The organism is Thermoactinomyces sp. CICC 10735 (assembly GCF_016055175.1).
GTDB lineage: Bacteria > Bacillota > Bacilli > Thermoactinomycetales > Thermoactinomycetaceae > Thermoactinomyces > Thermoactinomyces vulgaris.
The window spans coordinates 28,311-53,896 of record NZ_JAECVT010000001.1; the positions used below are offsets into that span (position 1 = coordinate 28,311).

22 protein-coding genes are annotated in these 25,586 nt (G+C 49.0%); 17 read left to right on the forward strand and 5 right to left on the reverse strand.

Annotated elements, in window-relative coordinates; all coding sequences use genetic code 11:
* Window positions 1–66: 66 nt before the first annotated feature.
* From tig to I8U23_RS00190, 8 genes are all read left to right on the forward strand, one after another.
* On the forward strand, window positions 67–1,365 hold the full coding sequence (tig, locus tag I8U23_RS00155; RefSeq protein WP_037993561.1) for a trigger factor: 1,299 nt from the start codon (window positions 67–69) through the stop codon (window positions 1,363–1,365).
* Between the two features lie 79 nt (window positions 1,366–1,444).
* Window positions 1,445–2,029 carry an ATP-dependent Clp endopeptidase proteolytic subunit ClpP gene (clpP, locus tag I8U23_RS00160; protein WP_037993559.1) on the forward strand — a complete coding sequence of 195 codons (585 nt, stop codon included), beginning with the start codon at window positions 1,445–1,447 and terminating at the stop codon, window positions 2,027–2,029.
* Between the two features lie 17 nt (window positions 2,030–2,046).
* Window positions 2,047–3,312, forward strand: coding sequence for an ATP-dependent protease ATP-binding subunit ClpX (gene clpX / locus I8U23_RS00165; protein WP_037993558.1), 1,266 nt, complete (start codon window positions 2,047–2,049; stop codon window positions 3,310–3,312).
* A gap of 172 nt (window positions 3,313–3,484) precedes the next feature.
* On the forward strand, window positions 3,485–4,603 hold the full coding sequence (locus tag I8U23_RS00170; RefSeq protein ID WP_231564566.1) for a lipid II:glycine glycyltransferase FemX: 1,119 nt from the start codon (window positions 3,485–3,487) through the stop codon (window positions 4,601–4,603).
* A gap of 122 nt (window positions 4,604–4,725) precedes the next feature.
* Window positions 4,726–6,387 carry an ATP-dependent protease LonB gene (lonB, locus tag I8U23_RS00175; RefSeq protein ID WP_037993553.1) on the forward strand — a complete coding sequence of 554 codons (1,662 nt, stop codon included), beginning with the start codon at window positions 4,726–4,728 and terminating at the stop codon, window positions 6,385–6,387.
* A 142-nt stretch (window positions 6,388–6,529) separates the two neighbouring features.
* Window positions 6,530–8,878 (forward strand): endopeptidase La, encoded by a 2,349-nt coding sequence (gene lon, locus I8U23_RS00180; RefSeq protein ID WP_037993552.1) that lies wholly within the window; start codon window positions 6,530–6,532, stop codon window positions 8,876–8,878.
* Window positions 8,859–9,455, forward strand: coding sequence for a ribosome biogenesis GTP-binding protein YihA/YsxC (yihA, locus tag I8U23_RS00185; RefSeq protein WP_037993550.1), 597 nt, complete (start codon window positions 8,859–8,861; stop codon window positions 9,453–9,455). Before lon ends, yihA begins: the two co-directional genes overlap by 20 nt.
* A 20-nt stretch (window positions 9,456–9,475) precedes the next feature.
* A complete protein-coding gene (locus I8U23_RS00190) occupies window positions 9,476–10,573 on the forward strand; it encodes a D-alanine--D-alanine ligase (RefSeq protein ID WP_037993549.1) in 1,098 nt (365 codons plus the stop codon).
* Window positions 10,574–10,617: 44 nt separating this feature from the next.
* On the opposite strand, the gene map is transcribed toward I8U23_RS00190, so the two are convergent.
* The 5 genes from map to I8U23_RS00215 all read right to left on the reverse strand — a co-directional run bounded on the left by map (window position 10,618) and on the right by I8U23_RS00215 (window position 15,002).
* A complete protein-coding gene (gene map / locus I8U23_RS00195) occupies window positions 10,618–11,385 on the reverse strand; it encodes a type I methionyl aminopeptidase (RefSeq protein ID WP_037993546.1) in 768 nt (255 codons plus the stop codon).
* 304 nt (window positions 11,386–11,689) lie between these two features.
* Window positions 11,690–12,160 carry a hypothetical protein gene (locus I8U23_RS00200; RefSeq protein WP_037993544.1) on the reverse strand — a complete coding sequence of 157 codons (471 nt, stop codon included), beginning with the start codon at window positions 12,158–12,160 and terminating at the stop codon, window positions 11,690–11,692.
* 273 nt (window positions 12,161–12,433) lie between these two features.
* The gene (locus tag I8U23_RS00205; RefSeq protein WP_370526861.1) at window positions 12,434–13,186 is read right to left on the reverse strand and encodes an ABC transporter permease; all 753 of its coding nucleotides are present in this window, start codon (window positions 13,184–13,186) and stop codon (window positions 12,434–12,436) included.
* Entirely contained in the window at window positions 13,183–13,956 is a 774-nt protein-coding gene (locus I8U23_RS00210; RefSeq protein ID WP_037993542.1) for an ABC transporter ATP-binding protein, read from the reverse strand. The genes I8U23_RS00205 and I8U23_RS00210 overlap by 4 nt, the downstream gene beginning before the upstream one ends.
* Window positions 13,953–15,002: an ABC transporter substrate-binding protein gene (locus tag I8U23_RS00215; RefSeq protein WP_198050590.1), complete on the reverse strand. Its 1,050-nt coding sequence runs from the start codon at window positions 15,000–15,002 to the stop codon at window positions 13,953–13,955. The genes I8U23_RS00210 and I8U23_RS00215 overlap by 4 nt, the downstream gene beginning before the upstream one ends.
* 171 nt (window positions 15,003–15,173) lie before the next feature.
* On the opposite strand from I8U23_RS00215, the gene hemA reads away from it, so the two are divergent.
* From hemA to I8U23_RS00260, 9 genes are all read left to right on the forward strand, one after another.
* The gene (hemA, locus tag I8U23_RS00220; protein ID WP_037993539.1) at window positions 15,174–16,520 is read left to right on the forward strand and encodes a glutamyl-tRNA reductase; all 1,347 of its coding nucleotides are present in this window, start codon (window positions 15,174–15,176) and stop codon (window positions 16,518–16,520) included.
* Between the two features lie 14 nt (window positions 16,521–16,534).
* On the forward strand, window positions 16,535–17,356 hold the full coding sequence (locus I8U23_RS00225) for a cytochrome C assembly family protein (RefSeq protein ID WP_121874001.1): 822 nt from the start codon (window positions 16,535–16,537) through the stop codon (window positions 17,354–17,356).
* A gap of 22 nt (window positions 17,357–17,378) precedes the next feature.
* Window positions 17,379–18,110, forward strand: a complete 732-nt coding sequence (locus I8U23_RS00230) for a precorrin-2 dehydrogenase/sirohydrochlorin ferrochelatase family protein (RefSeq protein WP_198050591.1) — start codon at window positions 17,379–17,381, stop codon at window positions 18,108–18,110.
* The gene (gene hemC, locus I8U23_RS00235) at window positions 18,047–18,973 is read left to right on the forward strand and encodes a hydroxymethylbilane synthase (RefSeq protein WP_037993535.1); all 927 of its coding nucleotides are present in this window, start codon (window positions 18,047–18,049) and stop codon (window positions 18,971–18,973) included. Before I8U23_RS00230 ends, hemC begins: the two co-directional genes overlap by 64 nt.
* Window positions 18,970–20,487, forward strand: a complete 1,518-nt coding sequence (gene cobA, locus I8U23_RS00240) for a uroporphyrinogen-III C-methyltransferase (protein WP_198050592.1) — start codon at window positions 18,970–18,972, stop codon at window positions 20,485–20,487. Before hemC ends, cobA begins: the two co-directional genes overlap by 4 nt.
* A 25-nt stretch (window positions 20,488–20,512) precedes the next feature.
* Entirely contained in the window at window positions 20,513–21,484 is a 972-nt protein-coding gene (hemB, locus tag I8U23_RS00245) for a porphobilinogen synthase (protein WP_255359655.1), read from the forward strand.
* 129 nt (window positions 21,485–21,613) lie between these two features.
* Entirely contained in the window at window positions 21,614–22,906 is a 1,293-nt protein-coding gene (hemL, locus tag I8U23_RS00250) for a glutamate-1-semialdehyde 2,1-aminomutase (protein WP_037993531.1), read from the forward strand.
* 235 nt (window positions 22,907–23,141) lie between these two features.
* On the forward strand, window positions 23,142–24,353 hold the full coding sequence (locus I8U23_RS00255) for a LysM peptidoglycan-binding domain-containing protein (protein ID WP_037993528.1): 1,212 nt from the start codon (window positions 23,142–23,144) through the stop codon (window positions 24,351–24,353).
* Between the two features lie 115 nt (window positions 24,354–24,468).
* Window positions 24,469–25,488, forward strand: coding sequence for a phosphotransferase (locus tag I8U23_RS00260; RefSeq protein ID WP_170151217.1), 1,020 nt, complete (start codon window positions 24,469–24,471; stop codon window positions 25,486–25,488).
* Window positions 25,489–25,586: the final 98 nt, after the last annotated feature.

A 25,586-nucleotide genomic window follows, 5' to 3' on the forward strand; every position in this document is an offset into this window, starting at 1 on the left:
GCGATACTAGTGAATCGGACTGATCATACCATATGATAGATTTGTGATGCAGGAGGTAACTGTGTAATGAAGGCAAGCTGGGAAAAAACAGAAAAAAACAAAGGTATCCTTACGGTCGAAACAGATGAGCAATCGGTTCAAGACGCACTGGATCAAGCGTTTAAAAAAGTGGTCAAACAAGTGAATGTCCCCGGATTCCGCAAAGGGAAAGTGCCGCGTGCCATTTTCGAAAAGCGGTTTGGTGTCGAAGTGTTGTATCAGGACGCCCTCGATATCCTGCTGCCCAAAGCTTATGAAGAAGCTGTGGAAGAAACGGGAATCGTGCCGGTGGACCGTCCGGAAATCGACATTGAGCAACTGGAAAAAGGCAAATCGTTGATCTTCAAGGCGACGGTGACCGTAAAGCCGGAAGTGGAACTCGGCGAGTATAAAGGTTTGGAAGTGGAAGTGGACGAAGAAAAATTCGCCGTGAAACCCGAAGATGTGGAAAAAGAACTCGAACGCATGCAAAAACAACAAGGTCAATTGGAACCGGTGGAAGAAGGAGCCGTGGAAAAAGGCGACCGTGTGATCATTGACTTTGAAGGATTTGTCGACGGAGAACCTTTTGAAGGCGGTAAAGCGGAACAATACACGCTGGAAGTCGGTTCCGGAACGTTTATCCCCGGTTTTGAAGACCAGCTGATCGGCATGAAAGCCGGAGAAGAAAAAGAAATTCAAGTCACCTTCCCGGAAGAATACCATGTTGAAGATTTGAAAGGAAAACCGGCTACATTCAAAGTGAAACTTCATGAAATTAAACGCATGAACCTGCCGGAGCTGGATGACGAATTTGCTCAAGATGTCAGCGAGTTTGACACGCTGGAAGAATTGAAAGCCGACATCGAGAAAAACATGAAAGAAAAAGCGGAAAAAGACAAAGAAAACTTCATCCGCAATGAGCTGGTGGAAAAAGCGGCGCAAAATGCAACGGTGGAAATTCCGGAAGTGATGATTGAAAACGAAACGGAAAACATGTTGCGCCAATTTGAACAACGCTTGATGTATCAAGGCTTGAACTTGGAAACCTATGCGCAATTCACCGGCCAGGATCAAGAAGCGTTAAAAGACCAGTTCAAAGAAGATGCGGAAAAACGCGTTCGCGCTGATCTCGTTTTGGAAGCCATTGCCAAAGAAGAGCAAATTGAAGTCAAAGATGAAGAAGTAGAAGAAGAAATCAAACAAATGGCTGAGGAAATGGGCCGCGAAGCGGATGAAGTTCGCCGCATTCTGGAAAATCAAGGTGCCCTTGATTCCGTGAAGGATCAACTTCGCATGAAGAAAACGATCGATCTACTTGTATCGAACAGTAAAAATAAGGCATAATGATGATAGGAGATGAAGTGAGGCACGTGAAAACGTGCCTTGTTTTTCAAATTTTTCACTCCGAAATGAGGTGTTTTTAATGCCTTTGGTGCCAATGGTGGTAGAACAGACCAATCGGGGAGAGCGCTCCTACGATATCTATTCCAGACTGTTGAAAGACCGCATTATCTTTTTGGGAGGCCCCATCGATGATAATGTGGCCAATTTGGTTGTTGCCCAATTGCTGTTTTTGAGTGCGGAAGACCCGGAAAAAGACATTTATTTGTACATAAATTCACCAGGTGGTTCCGTAACCGCCGGAATGGCGATTTACGACACCATGAATCATGTTCAGCCGCAAGTCTCCACCATTTGCGTCGGCCTTGCCGCCAGCATGGGAGCCTTTTTGCTGGCCGCCGGTGCGAAAGGGAAACGCTTGGCGCTGCCAAACAGCGAAGTGATGATTCACCAACCGTTGGGAGGCGCCCGGGGACAAGCGACAGACATAAAAATTCATGCAGACTGGATCCTGAAGACCAAAGAGAGAATCAACCGGATCTTGTCTGAAAGAACGGGGCAACCGATTGACAAGATCGCCCGGGACACGGACCGCGATTATTTCATGAGTGCCGAAGAGGCCAAGGAATACGGCATCGTGGATCAGGTGATGGCCACCAATCGTTGAAAGGGGTGAGAGAGAAGATGTTCAAGTTCAATGAAGAAAAAGGACAATTGAAATGTTCTTTCTGTGGAAAATCCCAGGATCAGGTGCGCAAGCTGGTTGCCGGACCTGGTGTATATATCTGTGACGAATGCATTGAATTGTGCAATGAAATCGTGGAAGAAGAATTGGGCAATGAAGAAGAAATTGATTTGCAAAACTTGCCCAAACCACAGGAGATCTGCTCCATTCTGGAGGAATACGTCATTGGTCAGGAAGAAGCGAAGAAAGCATTGTCCGTTGCGGTTTACAACCACTACAAACGGATCAATTCTTCGCAGAAATCCGATGATGTTGAACTGCAAAAAAGCAACATCATGATGGTGGGGCCGACGGGGAGCGGGAAAACCCTCCTTGCCCAAACATTGGCCCGCATCCTGAATGTCCCGTTTGCGATTGCGGACGCGACGTCGCTGACGGAAGCGGGTTATGTCGGGGAAGACGTGGAAAACATCCTGCTCAAATTGATCCAAGCGGCGGATTACGATATTGAAAAAGCGGAACGCGGAATCATCTACATTGATGAAATCGACAAAGTTGCCCGCAAATCTGAAAATCCGTCGATCACCCGTGACGTGTCCGGTGAGGGTGTCCAACAGGCGTTGCTGAAGATTTTGGAAGGAACCGTTGCCAGTGTGCCACCGCAAGGAGGGCGCAAACACCCGCATCAGGAGTTCATCCAAATTGACACCAGCAACATCTTGTTTATATGCGGGGGCGCTTTTGACGGATTGGAAACGATCATTAAACGGCGGATCGGCAAGAAAGTGATCGGTTTTGGAATGGATCAGCAAAACGTCAACATGAAACCGGGCGAATATCTGAAGCTGGTGTTGCCTGAAGACCTCTTGAAGTTTGGTCTCATTCCGGAATTTGTGGGAAGGCTTCCGGTCATTTCTACATTGGAACCGCTCGATGAGCAAGCGCTAGTGCGCATCTTGCTCGAGCCCAAAAATGCACTGGTGAAACAGTACAAAAAACTGTTGGAAATGGACAATGTCGAATTGTCCTTTGAACAAGACGCGCTGGAGGCCATTGCCAAAGAGGCCATCAAGCGCAAAACGGGTGCCCGGGGACTCAGGGCGATCATCGAGTCCATCATGTTGGATGTCATGTTTGAATTGCCTTCGCGCGATGATATCGTCAAATGTGTCATCACCAAGGACACGGTGGTGCAAGGAGGAAGCCCGAAACTCTATACCCGTGAAGGGCGCGTCATTACGACAAAAAAAGAAGAATCTGCTTGAGGAACAATGGGATTTGGGCATCTGCTGAAGAAATAGCAGATGCTTTTTTCTATGGTTCATGATATGTTAAAATGTAGTAGTTTCTGATCGAATTAGAAGCAGTTCTACGTTGCGGGTAGAGCTGCTTTTTCGATTAACAAAGGGGTGAGGAAATTTGTTACAAATCGTTTCAGTGGAGCGAGAAAAATTTCTGGATTTCGTTGAGACACAACCTTACAGAAATTTCTTACAGTACCCGTCTTGGGCGGACTTGAAATCCGAATGGAAATGGATACATGAATTTTTGGGATGGGTGACAAAAGACGGCAAATTGGTGGGCGGAGCTGTTGTATTATACAGGAAGGTACCCGGATTAAATAAATATTTGGCATACATACCCCGAGGACCGATGATCGATTGGTTTTCAAGTTATTCCCTGACCGACTGGTTCCATCCTTTGTTTCACCATTTGAAAAACCGTAATGTATTCTCCGTGAAAATGGATCCGCCGCTTGTCAGCAAAAAGTGGTCTGCGAACCGGATTTCCCAAGCTGTTCAGGAATTTAAATCCCATGGATTGAAAAATAAACGTTTGACCGACATTTTGCCGGATCAGGTCTTTAATGCGGTGGAGTATGTAAAACAGGAACTGGTGGAGATGGGATGGAGACAAAACGGCGGAGAAGACAGTTTCGACACCGTGCAACCACAGTTTGTCTTTCGCCTGAACATGAAAGGAAAATCGTTGGAACAGATTTTTTCGGGTTTCCATCCGGACTGGCAACAAAGGATCCGGGAAGCGGAAAACAGCGGAGTGCATGTCAACTTGGGAACTGAAAACGATTTGCCGGAGTTTCACAAGTTGCTCTCGTTGACGGCCAAAAGGGAACAATCCAATGTCCGCGATGTTTCTTATTTTGAAAAAATGTTTGAAACATTGATATTGGAAAATCCTTACCGGATCCGGCTTTATTTGGCACGAAAAGACAATCAGTTGTTAAGCGCCTCGCTGGCTGTGAGAGTGGACGGGCATACATGGGATTTGTACAATGCACGGCGCAGTGATTCGTACGAGGATCCGTCCGCGTACTTGTTGCGTTGGAAGATGATTCAGGATGCTTACCGGCATGGCGACACCATTTTTGATTTCCGGGGAATTTCCACGGTTTTGGATGAAAACAACCGGTTATTTGAGTTGCTGCAATTTAAAATGGGCTTTGGCGGAGAAGCCTGTCAATTTATGGGAGAGTGGGATTACCCGGTCATCCCGATGCTGCACTGGGCTTTTGACATGTACATGAAAAGTCGTTGATGCAAAGGTTTTGGTGCTTTTTGGCTATTGCAAAAGCATGAGTATCCCTTTCCTCCTGCGGTCATAATACAGAAAAAGCGGACGATGTCTGTCCAAATTGCAGGGAGGAAAGGAAGGGGCCTATGAGCTGGACTTCTTTACTTATGTTTTTACAAGTGTTTTTCTCCATCATTATCGGGATTTATTTCTGGAGTTTGTTAAAAAGCCAACAATCCAGCCGCAGTGCGGTGAATAAAGAATCACGCAAAGAATTGGAAAGGCTCCGGTCGATGCGCGAGGTCTCTTTGACCGAACCCCTGGCGGAAAAAACCAGGCCGGCCAAACTGGAGGACATTGTCGGACAAGAAGAGGGCATTCGTTCGTTAAAGGCGGCGTTGTGCGGGCCGAATCCACAGCATGTCCTGATTTACGGGCCGCCCGGAGTCGGGAAAACCGCGGCTGCGCGCTTGATTTTAGAGGAGGCGAAAAAGAACCGTTTCTCTCCCTTTAATGAAAAATCCAAGTTCATTGAAATCGATGCGACCACGGCCCGCTTTGATGAACGGGGCATTGCCGATCCTTTGATCGGCTCCGTGCATGATCCGATTTATCAGGGAGCCGGAGCCATGGGAGTCGCCGGGGTTCCCCAACCCAAACCGGGAGCGGTGACCAAGGCGCATGGCGGGGTGTTGTTTATTGATGAAATCGGGGAATTGCATCCCGTGCAAATGAACAAACTGTTAAAAGTGTTGGAAGACCGCAAGGTGTTTTTGGAAAGTGCCTACTACAATGAAGAAGACACCAATACCCCCCGGCATATTCATGACATTTTCCAAAACGGTTTGCCGGCTGATTTTCGCCTCATTGGTGCAACCACACGACCTCCTGAAGAAATTCCTCCGGCCATCCGGTCACGCTGCATGGAGATTTTTTTTCGACCGCTGTTGGCGCATGAAATCGAGAAAATTGCCACCGACGCCTTGAAGAGGATTCATTTTGATTACAGCCCGGAAGCCGTTCAGGTGATCATGCGTTATGCGATGAACGGGCGCGATGCGGTGAATATTGTCCAAACCGCAGTGGGCGTGGCATTGAGTGAACAGCGCAACCGGGTGGAAGCCCGTGACGTGGAATGGGTTGTAAACAGCAGCCAGTTAAATCCGCGGCCGGAATTGAAAATGCCGGAAAAAGCACAAGTGGGGCTCGTCACCGGATTGGCCGTTCTCGGACCGCACATGGGGGCGACTTTGGAAATTGAAGTGTCGGCAACCCGCGCAGCAAAAGATCAAGGAACCGTCCGGATTACAGGAGTGGTTGAAGAAGAGGAAATGGCCAACCGGCAGCGGACACTGCGGCGGAAAAGCATGGCCCGGGGTTCGGTGGAAAATGTGATGACGGTTCTGCGAAAAATGAGGTTGCAACCGGATGATTACCATTTGCACATCAATTTTCCCGGTGGTGTGCCGGTGGATGGCCCTTCAGCGGGAATCGCCATGGCAACGGCAATTTATTCCGCCATTCAAGGCATTCCGATGGACCCCAAAATGGCCATGACCGGAGAATTAAGCATTCACGGATATGTGAAGCCCGTGGGAGGCATCATTGCCAAAGTGGAAGCCGCCAAGCAGGCAGGAGCCGAGAGAGTGTTGATTCCCAAAGAAAACATGCAGTCGATTTTTATGCAGTTGGAAGGGATTGAAGTCATTCCTGTTGAACGCATTGAGACGGTTTTTGAACTTGCTTTTGGCCGGGAAAAATCCGTGGAGATGCCGGTTCTCTTTTCACCCACTTCTGCTCCGGTATAATAAGGAATGCAGAATGTTTTTGTCCGGCTGCGGGCGGCTTCCGGCGGTTGCCCTCGTGTCGTAGACAAAAGAGAATGAATAAGATAAAATCGTACAAAGCTGGCATCCTGTTCCTTGTGTTGACAGCAACGGAGGTGCATGTATGGCTGTAAAAGAAGGGGAACAACATGTATTGCCTCTTTTGCCATTGAGAGGTTTGGTTGTATTTCCCACCATGGTTTTACATTTGGATGTAGGAAGAGAAAAGTCGGTTCAAGCATTGGAAAAGGCAATGGTGGACGACCAAAATTTGATTTTGCTTGCAACGCAAAAGGAGCTTCAAATAGAGGAACCCACCGAAGACGATATCTACCGGACCGGTACGATTGCAAAGGTTCGTCAAATGTTGAAGCTGCCAAACGGCACCATCCGGGTGCTTGTGGAAGGTTTGAAAAGGGCAAGCATCATTGAATACATGGATGATGAAGATTGTTACATCGTCCGGTATGAAGAATTGGCAGAAGAAGAAGAAGACGGCCTGGATACGGAGGCTCTGATGCGCGCTGTGTTGGAGCATTTTGAACAATACCTGCGCTTGTCCAAAAAGCTTTCGCCGGAAACGTATTCGGTCGTGGCGGATATTGATGAACCGGGACGGCTGGCGGATATCATCGCATCGCATCTTCCGCTGAAGATTGCAGATAAGCAAACGATTGTGGAAACGTTGAACGTTCAAGCACGTCTCGAGAAATTGTTGTCACTCATCCATAATGAAAAAGAAGTTCTGGAGTTGGAGAAAAAGATCAACTCCCGGGTCAAAAAACAGATGGAAAAAACGCAGAAAGAATATTATCTGCGTGAGCAAATGAAAGCCATTCAAAAGGAACTGGGAGAAAAAGAAGGGCGCATGGGCGAAGTGGAAGAATTGAGGCAAAAACTGTCCGAGCTAAAAGCGCCTGAAGAGATCAAAGAAAAGATTGACAAGGAAATTGACCGTTTGGAAAAAATCCCGACCAGTTCCGCTGAAGGCGGTGTGGTTCGCAATTATATTGATTGGTTATTGGATTTGCCGTGGCTTCATGAAACCGAAGACGATCTCAGCCTGGAGAAAGCAGAAAAAGTGCTGGACGAGGACCATTACGGATTGGAAAAAGTAAAGGAACGGGTGCTTGAGTACCTGGCTGTGCAGCAAATTGTCAAGAAAATGAAAGGCCCCATTCTTTGTCTGGCCGGCCCGCCGGGAGTCGGAAAAACTTCCTTGGCACGTTCCATTGCCCGTGCGCTGGGACGGAATTTTGTCCGTGTCTCATTGGGAGGCGTGCGGGATGAGGCGGAGATTCGCGGACATCGCCGCACTTATGTCGGTGCCATGCCGGGCAGGATCATTCAGGGAATGAAACAAGCACAAAGCACCAATCCGGTCTTTTTGCTGGATGAGATTGACAAGATGTCCATGGATTTCAGAGGTGATCCGGCTTCCGCGCTCTTGGAAGTCTTGGATCCGAACCAAAACCAGGCATTCAGCGATCACTACATCGAGATTCCGTATGATTTGTCCAAAGTGATGTTTATCACCACGGCCAATGTGATCCACAATATTCCCCGTCCGTTGCTTGACCGGATGGAGGTCTTATACATTTCGGGCTATACAGAAATTGAAAAAGAGCATATCGCCAAAGACCATCTGTTCCCCAAACAGTTAAAAGAACACGGATTGACCAAAGAAAACATGCAAATCCAGTCGGGGGCATTGTTGAAATTGATCCGCAACTACACGCGGGAAGCCGGCGTCCGGAATCTGGAAAGAACGATCGGAACCTTGTGTCGGAAAGCGGCCAAACAAATTGTCTCCGGCAAGAAAAAGAAAGTGGTCATTACATCCAATAATTTGGAAAAATATTTGGGACCGGAGCGTTTCCGTTACGGACGGGCGGAAGAAAAGGATCAGGTCGGGATTGCGACCGGCCTGGCTTGGACGGAAGCGGGCGGGGACACGTTGTCCGTGGAAGTCTCCTTGTTGCCCGGAAACGGAAAGCTCACATTGACGGGGAAATTGGGAGACGTGATGAAAGAATCGGCCCAAGCCGCATTCAGTTACATCCGTTCCCGCGCCAAGGAATTGAACATTGATCCGTCTTTCCATGAGAAACATGACATTCATATCCACGTTCCGGAAGGAGCCATTCCCAAAGACGGCCCTTCAGCCGGAATTACCATGGCCACCGCTTTGGTTTCCGCATTGACCGGAATTCCGGTTTCCCGTTTTGTGGCGATGACCGGGGAAATCACCTTGCGCGGACGGGTGCTGCCCATTGGCGGATTGAAGGAAAAATCGTTAAGTGCCCACCGGGCGGGCATCAAACATGTGTTGATCCCCAAGGACAATGAAAAAGATCTCCAAGACATTCCCAAAAGCGTGCGGAAAGAATTGGAGTTTACCGCGGTGGAGCACATGGATGAAGTGTTGCGGTTGGCGTTAGTGAGGGATCCTTATGCTGGTGAAGAAAGCTGAGTTTGTGATCAGTGCGGTGAAACCGGATCAATACCCCGATGACGCCCTGCCGGAGATTGCTCTGGCCGGGCGTTCCAATGTGGGTAAATCATCGCTCATCAATTGTCTGATCAGAAGAAAAAATCTGGCGCGTACCAGTTCGAAACCTGGGAAAACCCAAACCATCAATTTTTACCGGATCAATGACCTTTTTTATTTTGCGGATGTTCCCGGATACGGATTTGCGCGCGTTCCGAAAGCGATGAAAAAACAGTGGGGAAAAATGATGGAAACTTATTTGCTGAAACGGGAACCGCTCAAGGCGGTGATCCAAGTGGTTGATTTGCGACACCCACCCTCGAAAGATGATCAGAATATGTACGAGTTTTTAACGTATTATTCCATCCCGACATGGGTCGTGGCCACCAAGGCAGATAAAGTTCCGAAGGGAAAATGGCAAAAGCATGCCAAGATCATCAGGGAAACTTTGAATATGGAAAAAGAAGATCCGTTCCTTCTCTTTTCCGCGCAAACTGCATATGGTAAAGAGCGGTTGTGGAACTTGATTGAGGAACAAGTGAACGCAAATCAGGATTAGACGGAAGAAAGGGTGGGAGAATGGAGAAAAAAGTTCGTGTTGCGGTTTTGTTCGGAGGAAGATCCGGGGAGCATGAAGTCTCTTTAAATTCGGCCGCATCCGTGATCCAGGCGATTGACCGGGACAAATACGAAGTGATTCCCGTTTGGATTTCGCATGAAGGACAATGGCATTTCGGGGAAAAAGCGATTCCCGCCATTGCCGGCACGCTTGAAAAAGAAGTTTGCGAGCAATTGCAAAACCATCTGCCGGCGCTTGTGTCCAAAGGAAGCGGAACCTTGCCTGCGTTTGCCCCGCATGAAGTGGATGTGGTGTTTCCTGTTTTGCACGGCACATACGGTGAAGACGGGACCATTCAGGGCATGTTGGAAGTGGCACAGATTCCTTATGTCGGAGCTGGGGTGTTGGCATCGGCTGTCGGCATGGATAAAGTGTTGGCGAAGAAAGTGTTTGAACAAGAGGGTCTTCCGCAAGGCAAATATGTTTATTTCTTGAAGTCAGAGCTTGAGAAAGACATCGAGAGCGTGATCGAAAAAGTGGAACAAGCGCTTGGCTATCCCTGCTTTGTCAAACCGGCCAATCTGGGTTCCAGTGTGGGGATTTCCAAGGCAAAAGACCGTGAAGCATTGACGGAGGCTTTGCAGTTGGCTGCCCAATATGACCGGAAGGTGATTGTGGAAGAGTTTATTCCCGCGCATGAGGTGGAAGTGGCCGTGTTGGGAAATGATGAACCGCAAGCTTCCATGCCGGGGGAAATCGTATCTTCCAATGAATTTTATGATTATAAAGCCAAGTATATTGACGGGAAATCCGTGATGCGGATTCCGGCCGAACTTCCGGAAGAGACAACCGGCAAGGTCCGGCAACTGGCGATTCAGGCATACAAAGCCATTGATTGCAGCGGCCTGGCGCGGGTGGACTTTTTCATCCGCAAAGACAACGGCCGAGTGTTGATCAATGAGATTAACACCATGCCGGGCTTTACGCCTTACAGCATGTATCCGAAATTGTGGGAGCATTCGGGGGTTTCTTATCCGGAATTAATTTCCAAACTGATTGAGTTGGCACTTCAGCGTTATGAGGAAAAATCCAATTTGAAAACTGTTTTTGACCTTTAAGCAAAAAAGGGCTGTCGCGATCCGCACAGCCCTTTTTCTTTCGCTTAAAAATCAAAGGTTTCATCCGGTTGCCGGGTCAGGATGAGCGGCCCGTCTTTGGTGATTGCCACGGTGTGTTCGTATTGCGCCGACAAACTTCCGTCCACTGTTTTGGCCGTCCATCCGTCCTCCATGATTTTGACCAAATGGTTACCCAAGTTCAGCATGGGTTCAATCGTGATCACCATTCCTTCTTTTAATTCGGCCCCCTGGCCGGGCGGGCCGAAATGGGGAACTTCGGGGAGTTCATGAATGCGCCGGCCGATCCCGTGTCCGATAAACGAACGGACCACCGACATTCCGTTTTCCTCGGCATAAGACTGGATGGCATGGGAAATGTCCCCGATCCGGTTGCCGGGTTTGGCTTGTTCAATGCCTTTATATAATGCGGCTTTGGTGACGGTTAATAAGTTTCGGGCCGCTTCGGAAATCTCCCCCACTGCATAAGACCAAGCCGAGTCGGCCAACCAGCCGTCCAGGTTGACGACCATATCAATGCAAACAATGTCTCCTTCTTTCAGCGGTGTTTTCCGGGGAAAACCGTGGCACACCTCATCGTTGACCGAAGCACAGGTGGCATAAGGATAGCCCATGTATCCTTTTTGTTCCGGGGTGGCCCCGTGTTGCTTCAAAAACTGTTCCACCCATTCGTCAATCTCAAGTGTTGTCACTCCCGGCTGAATCCGTTTCTTCAAGTGCTGATGACATTGGGCAAGAAGTTTTCCCGCTTCATGCATTTTACGGATTTCCCGGGGGCTTTTTAATGAAATCATCCCGCGATCTCTCCCTTGTTTTCTTCATCGGAATGTGTACCGTTTTTCACCATTAAGTTATTCACAAACCATTGAGGGATTGCAATTCCCATAAGAAAGGGGCGGTTTCACAGACCGGTTTCAGCAAGAAAACCACCGGCATCCCCGGTTGTCCCATCCTCATGCACCGGGGCCGGTGGATTTGGCCGGCGATGATTCATCATGCCCTTCCCATTTCCGGTAAACGGTCCGCCGGGAATCTCCGGTTGACCTGATGAAGACCGGGTTTCCGGAACGTTTGTCCAACGTCGCTTGCATGACCGGATTATTTTTTGGAGATAAAAACCAGTCCCAAGATCACGATCAAGACGGGCCAATAAGCATGAAAGACCGAAGTGATCGGGGAAACCAAAGGAAGTTCGGTGATGCCCGGGTATGCAAAAATTCCCGTCAATATCAAAATCACCCCGACCAAAGCCGTGATTTTGCTTTTATTAATGGTAAATTGCAACAAAACGACCAATCCGAAAAGAGCAACCAATATGCTCCAATGTTTGGGCCAGCCGTTGACGTATTTCAATCCCCAGGCCGTGACACTGATGGTGGCGGCGAAACCGGCCCATAAGGTCAACGTGCTGATTTTCTTCAAGATTCCGACATAAAGCAAAAGGACACTGAACAAGAATATGAGAAACGGCCAAGTGATCAAGGAAGCAAGAGAAGTGAGATCGGTTTGGACAAGCAGAAGGATGATTCCGACCAGTGTGATGATAAAACCGATAATCTTTGTTTGCATAACCCCTTCTCCCTTTGTCAATAAGTAGAATTTTCCTTTTACATCTTATCACAATTTCAGCAGGAGCAAGGTACAGATTTATCGATCCGGCCGGTTTTATCCTGCCGGCCGTGAAGAAAAAATGAAGAAAGGGTTGGGAAGCAGAAAACGGCTGAATAAAAGCGGGACAAAACATACGCTTTGGTTAGCCGTTTTGCTGCTGTCCTTTAGAAACGAGCCGTTTTTCAATGATCGCGATCAACTGATACATGATGGTGGCGATGACCGCCACGATCATCTTAACATCACAAGATGCAGATTAAACACTTGGAAACCGTAAATCATCAAGTAACCGAGTCCCTGTTTGGAGACCAAAAACTCGCCGACGATGACCCCCACCCATGACAACCCGACATTGACCTTCAAGGCGGCAATCATATCGGGAATGGCGGCGGGAAAGATGATCTTCCAAAAGATTTGGCTGCGGCTGGCCCCAAACGAACGGGCCAAAATGAGATAACTGGAATCCACACTTTGAAAACTGGTGTAAATGACGATGGTCGTAATGATCACGGTGATGGCGATTCCCATGGCCAGAATGGAGATGAAGCCGGAACCAAACGAAACAATGAACAGGGGGCCGAGCGACACTTTCGGCATGCTGTTTAAAACGACCAGATAGGGGTCCAGAACACGGGATAAAAACGGCGAAGCCCATATAATGGTGGCCAGGATGACCCCGGATAGGGTGCCGATCAAAAAGCCGGCGATGGTTTCCATCGATGTGATTGCGATATGGGCATATAATTCCCCGGAACGGGCCAATTCGGCCGCTTGCTTCATCATGAGCGAAGGACTGCTGAATAAAAAGGAGTCAATCCAACCGGCCCGGGCCCCCCATTCCCATGCAAAGACAAAACCGACTAGGATCAGGAAGCGCAAGAACCAAACCCCGATTTGCCGGAGCCGCAACCGGCGCAGGAAATCGGCATGTGAGGGGCTCTTGGCCCCCTTGGTCAACCACTTTTTCCATGAAAAGAAGCTCATGGTTGTTCCACCTCCTGCCACAACTGTTCAAACAGCCGGCGAAAAACAGGATGGCTGCGGGATTTGAGCGCAGATAAAGCGCGGATTTCTTCCGGAACGACCATCGTTTTTTGAATGGTTCCGGGACGTCCGCCCATCACCAATATCCGGTCGCCCACCGCCAGGGCTTCTTCCAGGTCATGGGTCACAAGGACAGCAGTTTTCTTGTGTCGTTTCATGACATCCATCAACAAGTCTTCCAAAGCGATTTTGTTTTGAATATCCAGAGCCGAAAAGGGTTCATCCAACAGCAGGATTTCCGGATTGACGGCTAATGTGCGGACCAGCGCCACCCGTTGCCGCATGCCGCCGGACAATTGGGACGGATATTGATGGGATGTATGTTCCAGACCCATTTGTTTGAGCAGATGAAGGGCGTACTCAATGCGCTCGGGCGTGTTTTGTTTCCGGAATTCCAAGCCCAAAATCATGTTTTTGAGGACGGTGCGCCATTCCAGCAATCCGTCCTTTTGCAGCATGTAACCGGTGTATTTGGCTGCATGGGTTTTCCCTTCTTTGCCGAACAACCGAATTTGCCCCGACGTCTGTTTGTAAATGCCGGCCAGAAGCGAGAGGATAGTGCTTTTTCCGCACCCGCTGGGACCGACTAAAACCAGGGTTTCTCCTTGTTCGACGGTGAAATTGATGTCCCGGATGGCGGTGACTTCTTCTTCTTTGCTGAAGAAGGTATGCGTCACGTTCTGAAACTGGATGGCCGGTGTGGGTTTCATGGTGTCCCCCCTTTGAGTTCATCCACAATTTTTTGGCTGATGTGAGGATCGATCAGTTGTTCATAAGGGACGTTTTTGGGCAATTCGCCGGCTTGGGACATAATCCGGAGGAAATGCCCGTATTCATCCGGATCGATGACGGGATTGTCTGCATAAGAATCCTGATCTTTATAGCGTTTGATTACACGAATCAAGATGGAGCGGTCGGTATCGGGAAAATAACTTTGGATGGCGGAGGCAATTTCTTCGGGGGAGTGGTTCTTCACCCAGATTTGTCCTTTGTACACGGCCCGGACAAATTTTTGGGCAATATCCGGATTTTCGCGGAGCCACTTCTCTTTCGCCAAGTAACAGGTGTAGGGGAGACGGCCGCTTTCTTTTCCAAACGATGCGACGATGTATCCTTTGCCTTCGGCTTCGATTTTGGAAGCAACGGGTTCAAACAGTTGGGCAAAATCGCCGGTTCCGGCCAAAAACGCATTTCCCAAATTTTGATAATCGACATTTTGGATGATTCGCACATCTTGATGGGGGATCAATTGATTTTTCCGTTGTACATATTCACTGACCATTTCCGGCATGCCGCCCCGCCGTTGCCCCAACAACGATTGGCCTTTTAACATTTGCCAATCAAATTGCGGGACGGGTTTGCGGGATACCAAAAACGATCCGTCGGTTTGGGTGAGTTGTGCAAAGGCTTTGACCGTATCGGAACGGGAACGGGCGGTGACATAGATGCCGGCTTCCACGCCGACCAGAACGATATCGGATTCCCCGGCCAGGAGGGTGGTCATGGTTTTGTCCCCGCCGTTTCCGTTGACCAGTTCAACCGACAATCCTTCTTGTTCGAAAAAGCCTTGGCTTAAGGCCACATACTGCGGTGCGTAAAAGATGGAATGAGTCACCTCGACCAGCCGGATGTTGGATTTATCGTCAGAGGAAGATGTGCATGCCGTTGACAAAAAGACCAGAGAAAGAACGAGCAGGATACTAGGAAGCCGCTTGACAGACCTTTTCAAGTCGATCACCTCATTTAAATTAGGCATGGATCTATATTTCCATTATATAATAAGATTGCCAATATTTGTTCAATGGGATTCCGGTGGCTTCAAAATGTGTTCACACCCGTTTTTCCGGGGATTACAACAGTATGTTATAATGAAGTTTGATTCATCGCAGATTTGTGCCCAGTGTTGGGATTCGAGGTGAAGAGCAACATGCATATACTGACCATTGGACTGAATCACGAGACCGCTCCGGTTGAATTGAGGGAAAGGCTTGCCTTTTCGGAAGACCGCTTGGATTATGCTTTAAGAACGTTGCGGGATATGAAAAGCATTATGGAATGCGTGATCTTGAGCACTTGTAACCGTATGGAGCTTTATGTGGTTTGTGACCAGCTCCACACCGGTGAATATTACGCCAAAACTTTTATTGAGAACTGGTTTCGTATCCCCAAAGAAGAGTTTTGCGATTACCTTTATGTGAAAAAGAACGAAGATGCCGTCCGGCATTTGTTTCATGTCGTTTGCGGCATGAATTCCTTGGTGCTGGGCGAAACCCAAATCCTGGGACAGGTGAAACAAGCCTTTTTCACAGCGATGGAAAGCAAAACAACCGGAACGTTATTCAATACATTGTTTAAACAGGCCGTCACGTTTGGAAAACGCGTTCATTCAGAAACCGAGATCGGACAAAATGCCGTATCCGTCAGTTATGTTGCTGTGGAATTGGGCAAGAAAATGTTTGACTCCTTTGAGGATAAAACGATTCTTTTGGTCGGTGCGGGGGAAATGAGCGAATTGACGGCGAAACATTTTTATTCCAACGGGGCAAAGCGTGTACAAGTTGTCAACCGGACCTTTTCGAAAGCGGAGGAGCTGGCCGGAAAGTTTCACGGGGAAGCAAGGCCATGGGAAGATTTGATTGCTTGCCTGAAAGAAGCGGATATCGTGGTCAGTTCCACCGGAGCCAAGGAGCCGGTCTTGACCCGTTCCATGGTGGAACCGGTTTTAAAAAGCCGCCGGTCCCCGCTTTTCTTGATCGATATCGCCGTGCCCCGGGACATCGAACCGTCCATTGCCGGGCTGGAGTCCGTGTTTTTATATGACATTGATGATTTACGTGAAATTGCTGAATCCAACATGTCCCTCAGGCAGAAAGAAGCCGAAAAAATCAAGGGCTGGATTGAGGAAGAGGTTCGGGAATTTAACACATGGCTGGACACTTTGGGTGTGGTTCCCCTGATCTCGGCGCTCAGGGAAAAAGCGCTGTCCATTCAGGAAGATGCCGTGAACAAAATCGAACGGAAGTTGCCGGAGATGACCGAGCGGGAAAAACGGGTCATTCGCAAACATACCAAGAGCATTGTGAACCAAATGATGCGTGATCCGATTGTCCGCCTGAAGGAACTGGCCACCACGCCACAAAAAGAAGCAGCACAGGAAATGTTTGTTTATTTGTTTGCTTTGGAAGAGCTTTTAAAACAGGAAGATGAGGAAGAACCGGCCAAAGTGGAAGTGAAAAATCCAGCGCTTGGTCAAGAGGCTTGGGCCCGCATTTAAAGGAGGAAACCTTGATGTTTGCGGAGCGTTGGATTTATGACTTCATCATTTATTTATATGCGTTCAGCATCTTGTTTTCTTTTGCTGATCTGTTGCACCGAAACAGGCGCTCCGAGAAGATATCGTATTTGTTCTTGGGGATTGTATGGTTGATCCAAACGGCAGTTTTCATCCTGGTGGTTCTTAACTGGTGGCCCAAACAACTGCCGTTTTGGATTGATGCTTTTTTTATTTACTCATGGATTTTGGTCAGTTTTACACTGGTCATGCATCTGGTCTATCGCATGCCGGTTTATTATTTCCTGGCCAATCTGATGGGGTTTGTCGTTTTGGTGTTGAATCTGTTTTTTGTTCGTCATCAATCCGCAGCTTTTGAATATTTGTTGTTGACGGAGCTGGTTTTCATTCATGTGACCATCGCAATGATGTCCTATGCCGCATTTTCGCTGGCCTGTATCAGCGGAGGGCTTTATCTGGTCAGCAATCATTTGCTGAAAGAGAAAAAGTGGAATCGTTTGTTGCGCATCTTGCCCAGCTTGGACCGGTTGGAGTCATTTTCCGTTTGGTCGGTTGTCGCCGGTGCCGTTTTCTTGCTAATTTCCGTGTTATTAGGTATCATTTATGGTTACCAAACGGTTGGCAACCGGCTTTGGTTGGATCCGAAATTATGGGGAACGTTTTGGGTAATGATTTTGTACGGCTGGATCATCTGGCAATGGACGCGCACCCGGTTGACCGGCCGGCGCCTGGCTTGGTGGAGTTCGCTTTCTTTTTTATCCATCTTGCTGAATTATTTCATTACCCGGACAGGTGTTTCCTTTCATCAATGGTTCTGAGAGCGGAAGGAGCACGACAAAGATGAGACAACCCTATGCCATGATGATTGATCTGAGAGGAAAGCCCTGTTTGGTGGTGGGAGGAGGAAAAGTGGCCGGGCGCAAAGTGAAGACGTTGATCGATGCCGGGGCTCATGTCAAAGTGGTGAGTCCGGCAATCACGCCCATGATCAAATATTGGGCGCTTTCCAGAAAAGTGGAATGGTTCGCCCGGCCTTACCAACAAGAGGATGGTGCAGGCCAATTTTTGGTGGTTGCCGCCACCGATGATCCGGGTGTCAACCGGACTGTTTATTGTCATGCAAAGATGCGCGATCAATGGATTAACGTCGTTGATCAGCCCGGGCTTTGCAATTTTACGATCCCTGCGGTATTGACACGGGGGAAACTGCAAATCGCCATTTCCACGCAAGGGGCAAGCCCGTCCGTGGCCAAGAAAATCCGCCGCGAACTGGAAGATGCCTATGGCGAGGAATATGAGCTTTATTTGGACCTGGTGCAAGAGATGCGGCAGAAAATTCAAGCCCAAGTCACGGAGAAACGGATCCGGTACCAGCTGTACAAAGAATTGGCATCGGACCGGTGGATTGAAGCTTGCCGCCGAAATCCGGACGGGGTTCACCGTGAAATGGCGGAATGGTTGGAAAACATGATTTTAAGCGGAGCGAAGGAGAAAGGAGGGTCTGTGGCATGCGGACGCTTGTGGCAGGAACAAGACGAAGTGAGTTGGCACTTACACAAACCCATTGGGTGATGGAACACTTGAAGGAATTGGAACCGGGATTGGATATCCGGGTGAAAAAAATTGTAACTAAAGGAGATCGCATTTTAAATGTCACCTTGTCCAAAGTGGGCGGCAAAGGATTGTTTGTAAAAGAAATTGAACAAGCTTTGTTGGATGGGAAAATTGATTTTGCCGTACACAGCATGAAAGACATGCCTTCTGAAATGCCTCCGGGATTGGTGATCGGGGCGGTTCCGGTAAGGGAAACACCGACAGATGCCCTGTTATCCATCGACGGAAGAACATTGGATGAACTCCCGTCCGGAGCGGTGGTGGGAACCAGCAGTTTGAGGCGCCAGGCGCAAATTCTGGCTTATCGTCCGGATTTGAAAGTGGAACCGGTGCGGGGCAATTTGCAAACGCGAATCCGCAAGATGCAAGAAGGCCAGTTTGATGCCATTATTTTGGCGACTTCCGGATTGAAAAGGATGGACTGGGAAAACAAAATTTGCCAGGAGTTAACCGCGGATGTCATGCTGCCGGCGGTCGGGCAAGGGGCTTTGGCTGTCCAGTGCCGTGCGGATGATGAAGAGCTTTTGTCTGTTTTACAGCGGTTGAATCATGAGGAAACGAACAAAGCCGTTTCTGCCGAACGGTCTTTTTTGCATGCTTTTCAAGGCGGATGCCATTTGCCGATTGCGGCTCATGCTGTATTGGATCAAGATGAAATTCATTTGACCGGTCTGGTTGCCGATCCCGGGGGACAAGACGTGATCAAAAAAAGCATCCGTGGGAAAGATCCCGAAAAGCTCGGAAAAGATTTGGCGGCATCTTTAAAAGAAGAAGGGGCCGGTCGTCTGTTGGAAACCGTGCGGGAGGGGCTTAAGATATGACCGGTATGGTTTATCTGGTTGGAGCGGGTCCCTGGGATCCGGGCCTGATCACCGTCAAGGGATTAAAGGCGCTGAAAAAAGCGGATGTGATCATTTATGACCGGTTGGCCAACCCCCAGCTTTTGAATCATGCAAAAGAGAATGTCGAACGGATTTATGTGGGAAAATCATCCGACCATCATACACACACCCAGGAAGAGATCAATGATCTGCTGGTTGAAAAGGCCAAACAAGGATTGACGGTGGTCCGGCTGAAAGGCGGGGATCCTTTTGTTTTCGGACGCGGCGGGGAAGAGGCCGAACGTTGCGTGGAAGAAGGCATTCCTTTTGAAGTGATCCCCGGCATCACCTCTGCCATTGCCGTTCCGGCTTATGCAGGGATTCCGGTCACCCATCGGGATATGAATGCATCGTTTTCGGTAGTCACCGGGTATGAACGGAAAGAAAAAAATGAACCCTCCGTTTCTTTTGCTTCCCTGGCCAAAGCAACCGAAACCCAGGTTTTTTTGATGGGGGTCAAAAATCTTCCCTATATCGTTGAACGGTTGAGAAAATACGGAAGATCCGGCGATACGCCGGTGGCTTTGATCCGTTGGGGAACCAAAATGGAACAGGAAACTTTGACCGGCACGCTGGAGGATATTGTTGAAAAGGCGGAAGAACGAAAATTCCGCCCGCCGGCGGTGATTGTGGTCGGGGAAGTGGTCCGCCTGCGTGAAAAGCTGGCATGGTTTGAACAAAAACCATTGTTTGGCAAACGGGTTTTAGTTACCCGGGCGCGTGAGCAAAGCCAAAGCTTGTCGGAGAAGATTCATGAATTGGGAGGAGAATCGCTGGAGTTTCCGGTGATCAAAATCACCCGCCCGAAACGCCAGGACTTTCTTGATCAATCCCTCCGCCGCCTTCATGAGTATGATTGGATTATCTTTACCAGTGTCAACGGGGTGAAATTTTTCTTTTCGCGACTGCGCGAGTTAAAGATCGATATCCGTCAAATGGGCAAAGCGAAGATCGCCGCCATCGGCCCGAAAACGGCAGAAGCCTTGTGGGAAAAAGGGTTGCTCGTTGACGTGATTCCCGAAGAATACCAGGCGGAAGGGTTGATTGAAAGTCTTCTCCACCAAGTCAAAGCGGGAGAAAAAATCTTATTGCCCCGTGCCAACATCGCCCGCAAAATTTTAGCGGTCAAGCTGGCTGAGATGGGTTGTGAAGTGACCGATGCCGATGCATATGACACGGAGACAGAAACTGGAAATGTGAGTGAAATCGTTGAGGGGTTACGGGAAGGAACGATTCATGTGATTACTTTCACAAGTCCTTCCACGGTCCGGAACTTTGTCCGGTCCCTGCAAACGGTGGAAAAAGATGTGCCTTCATTACTAAAAGGGGTGCACATTGTCTGCATCGGCCCGATTACGGCTCAAACGGCCGGGGAATTGGGATTGAAAGTGGACGGCATTGCCAAAGAGTACACCATTGAAGGATTGGTGGAAGTATTGAAGCAGTTGCCATAAGGTTGTTAGAAGGAGGATGAAATCAGTGGCTTCATTTATTCGTCATCGCCGTTTGCGCATGAATGAAAACATCCGGTCTCTGGTGAGAGAAACACATTTAAAAATCGATGATTTGATTTATCCGTTTTTTGTTATCGAAGGAACGGGGATCAAACAGGAAGTCCCCTCCATGCCGGGCGTTTATCAATATTCTTTGGACCGTCTTCACGAGGAAATGGATGAAGTGGTGAAACTTGGAATCCGTTCGGTTTTGGTTTTTGGCATTCCGGCACATAAGGATGAATGCGGATCTCAAGCTGATGATGAGCACGGGATTGTCCAGGAAGCGATCCGGTATCTGAAAAAAGAATACCCGTCCCTGTATGTGATTGCAGATACCTGCTTGTGTGAATATACTTCCCACGGCCATTGCGGAGTGGTGGAAAACGGGCAGGTGCTAAACGATCCGTCCCTGGAACGGTTGGTTTCCACGGCCGTTTCGCAAGCCGAGGCGGGAGCGGATATGATTGCTCCTTCCAATATGATGGACGGGTTTGTTTATGCCATTCGTGAAGGGCTGGACAAAGCCGGATTTGAAAACGTGCCAATCATGTCCTATGCCGTCAAGTATGCTTCCGGTTACTACGGACCGTTCCGTGATGCGGCACAATCGGCTCCGGGATTCGGGGACCGGCGTTCTTACCAGATGGATCCGGCCAATATTCGGGAAGCTATGCGTGAAGCCGCATCCGACGTGGCAGAAGGCGCCGATCTGCTCATTGTAAAACCGGGATTGGCTTATTTGGATGTGCTGCAACGGGTTCGTGAACGTTTTGATCTGCCGGTGGTGGCTTATAATGTAAGCGGGGAGTATTCCATGGTCAAAGCGGCGGCCATCAACGGTTGGATCAATGAAAAAGAAGTGGTGATGGAAAGCATGCTGGCATTTAAACGTGCCGGTGCGGATTTGATCATTACTTATCATGCCAAAGATTTGGCCCGTTGGCTGAAAGAATGATTTTTCGCATGCCGGGTTTCAACCAGCCGGTCCATCCGGCTGGTTGATTTGCCGGATGCGGGTTTTGCGTTACAATACAGACAGCGCGTTTACATATCGCTCAAGAACATGAAAAAAGGTGGGTCCGTTATGCGTCTTTCTTTTGAACGATCCGTTGCCGACTACCAGGAAGCGGTGAAAGTGATCCCAGGCGGTGTCAACAGCCCGGTTCGCGCTTTTAAATCGGTGGATATGAACCCGATTTTTATTGAACAAGGGCAAGGTTCCGTGGTGACGGATGTCGACGGGAACCGGTACATCGACTATATTTGTTCCTGGGGGCCGCTCATCTTGGGACATGCCCATCCCGATGTTGTCAGGAAAGTGAAAGAAACGGCAGAAAAAGGAACCAGTTTCGGGGCGCCGACGGAACTGGAAACGAAAATGGCCAAGATGGTTACCGAGCGGATGCCTTCCGTGGATATCGTGCGCATGGTCAATTCCGGAACCGAAGCCACGATGAGCGCCATCCGCTTGGCACGCGCTTATACCAAAAGGACGAAAATCTTGAAGTTTGAAGGAAGTTATCACGGGCACTCGGACAGTTTGTTGATTAAAGCAGGTTCCGGGGTGGCCACGCTCGGGCTTCCGGACAGCCCCGGTGTTCCGATGGATTTGGCCCAATCGACGTTAACCGTTCCGTATAATGATTTGGACAGTGTCCGGCTGGCTTTTGAAAAATTCGGCGAAGAGATTGCCGCGGTGATTGTCGAACCGGTTGCGGGCAATATGGGCGTGGTTCCGCCTCAGCCCGGCTTTTTGGAAGGAATCCGGGAAATCACCGAACAATATGGAACCGTCCTGATTTTTGACGAAGTGATGACCGGCTTCCGCGTGGATTATTACTCCGCCCAAGGACGTTACAACGTCATGCCCGATCTGACCACCATGGGGAAAGTGATCGGCGGCGGTTTGCCGGTGGGGGCTTTCGGCGGCAAACGCGAGATCATGGAGATGATTGCTCCGGTCGGCCCGGTTTACCAAGCCGGCACTTTGTCCGGAAACCCGTTGGCCATGGCAGCCGGTACGGCCACCTTGGAAGCCATGACCCCGCAAGCTTATGAGGAGCTGGAGAAGAAAGGGGCCATGTTGGAAGAAGGAATGAAACAAAATGCTGAAGAAGCCGGCGTGCCGCATCATATCAACCGGGTCGGTTCCATGGTTTGTCTCTTCTTTACCGATGAAAAAGTGACCAGCTATGAACAGGCCAAATCGTCCGATACCGGTTTGTTTGCTTCGTACTACAAAAACATGCTGGAAGAAGGGATTTTGTTGGCGCCTTCCCAATTCGAGGGCATGTTTGTCTCGATGGCCCACAGCGAATCGGACATTGAGCGCACCATCGAAGCAAACCGGCGTGCACTGAAAAAACTGTCCAAATGAATATGATCCCAAGGCTGCCGGCCTCATTCCGGCAGCCTTTGTTTTTGAAAAAACATTGAACCGTGAAGAGACGGCAGTTGCAGAAGAATTGACGTCTCTTTTTTTGTTTTTTCAACCTCCTGTCCAAAAGAACCGGTTATAACCGGAAAGGAATTGCATATAGTTTACTAATATCCCAAACGACGGGCACTGTGATGTCGTTTGGTGAAGAAAATCCTCAAAAGGAGGGAATCAAATGGAAGATCAATTCACTCAGCTTCGCTTCGACATTTCGGAGAAGGTGCGTTTACATCCGCAACAACCGGGAATCGATACCCTCCTGGAACTGGACTTATATCCGGACGTAGAGATAAAAGACGAGGGTCAACATTTAAAAATCCAAGGTTATTTGCGTTTAAACGGCGTTTATGTAGGGGAAGAACAAACCGCTGAAGAGGAAAGCGGGGCCTTACATAACAGGAGAGTGGAGGAAGAAACCAATGAACTGGCTTATGTGATTCCGGTGGAAATCACGCTTCCTGCCGACAGGGCAGAGCAGTCCCGGATTTCCGCGGAAGTGGAGACATTTGATTATGAAGTCCTGTCTCCATTTGAATTGAAGATTGAAGCGATTTTAATGATTGACGGTTTGCTTCCCGAAAGCAGCCATGAGGAAGAAGAGCAAAGCGGGGAAAATGTGCAAAAATATCCGGTTTTCTCCGGATCGACGGCTCAACCTTTAACCATTGCCGGGGAAGACGGGAACAAGGAGGCGGCAGAGAAAGAGGAGGATCCTTCGGAGGCTGTTGCACAGCGGCAAGCACAGGAAGAGGAACCGGCCCGTGAAACCGGCGAAAGAAAGGCTGAGGATGTAAGAGAAGAAAAAGCCAAGGAGGAAGTAAAGGAGACGAAAGAAGTTTCGGAACCGGCTTTGCACGAGCTGGCACAACCGGAAAAAGAACCGGAAGAGAAAGAAAGCAAAGAGGTTGTACAGGAAATTAAACTGTCACCCAAAGATTTCTGGTATGAAAGACAAAAATCCAAGCAAATGGAATTGAAACCGGAGGAAGATTTGATCCCCGCTGAAACAGCGGAAGAGGAACACCCTGTCCAAGAGAAGGTGGAGGTGCCGAAACAGGAAGATGACACACCGGAATCGGTTCTTGCCGAAGAGGAAGGCACTACGGAAGATTCTGCTGACGGGGAAGAAAGGGATGAATCTGGTGAAGCCCGGAGCAAGGCCGAGTGGATCCGCTGGTTGGTTCATGGAAAGGAAGAACATTTTGTTCCGATCAAAATGGTGATCGTGCAAGAAGATGAGACCATTGACCAGGTGGCTGGCAAGTACGAGGTGTCTGCCGACGAGATTGTGAATAAAAACCGGTTGACAACGGACCGGCTGGAGCCCGGGCAAATCTTGCAAGTCCCCGTAAAACCGACCGAATCGCACGAAAAAAGGGAAGCTTAGTGCCGGAAAAAACAAGAAAACCCGAAAAGCCCGGGAAATTCATTTTCTTGTGCCGATGAAGAATTTCCAAACCGGTTTTCGGTATTCGTTTGGAGTGGGGAGAGGAGGATGTGGATTGGATTTCACCCGTAATGATGAATGGAAAATGGCTTGTGACCAGTATGGTTGGCAACCGGTCCGGGTGGAAGGAGACGGGCGGGTCTTCAAAGTGACGTTGCCGGACCGGGAATTGGGGCTGAAAAGATCGGGGGCCTCATATGAAAAATTGATGCTGCTTCACCGGATTTTGGAAAAAATGAACCATCAGGGGTTTGTGCACACGTTGCCTTGGGAGTTGACCCCGGAAGGTGAGCCCGTCGTACGCACCCGTACAAGCTGTTGGTATGCGGTTCCGTGGAAAGAAAAAGGGGCGGACGAAGTATCCGCACAGGATGTGGTCATGGGATTGGCGCATTTGCATCGCTTTTCGGAGCCGGTCTTGAAAGATTATCCGGAATTGGCGGGAAAAACGGACGAACGGTTGATCGACGAGTGGGAGGAGAAACGGCGGGATTTGAAAAGTTACCAGGAACAAATCCGCGCAAGGGAATTTCCGTCCCCCTTTGATCAGTCGGCAGAGCAAATCTTCAAACAGCTGGACCAATCGCTCTCGTTTGCGATCCGGGGCATGAAGCGCTATCTGGAATCGGAAGATGGTGCTCCCCCGCGTTACGCCCTTTGCCACATCCGCATTCATCCAAGCAACATTGTCGCGGATCAAGAAAACTTTTATTTTATTGATTTTGACCATGCCGGGGTGGATTCGCCGGTGCGTGACCTGGCACTGGCGGTGGAACGCCTCAGTGATCCGTCCGATCCGAAAAATTCGCCTTCGGCACTGATTCAGGCCTATGAAGAGATTTGCCCCCTCCGGCCCAAGGAAAAAAAGCTGCTCGGATTATATTTGTCCTATCCGGAACGGCTTCTAAAGACTCTCCGGATTTATTATCATGATCCCAAGCTTTTAAATGATGAGCCCGAAGCAGTTTCACGCTTGGAAAAAGAGATGGCCCGGTATGAAAAAAACAAGGTTTTGGTTCGCCGGTTGTGGACGAACAGAAAAAAAGGAAAGGCAAATAAAGAAATACGCAGATAAACGAAGAATAAATCCGGGATCTCCCGGTTTTTTGTTTTTTGTCACTATTCAAGCGCTCTTTTGATGATAAACTTATTATCAGTCATTTGCATCTCATG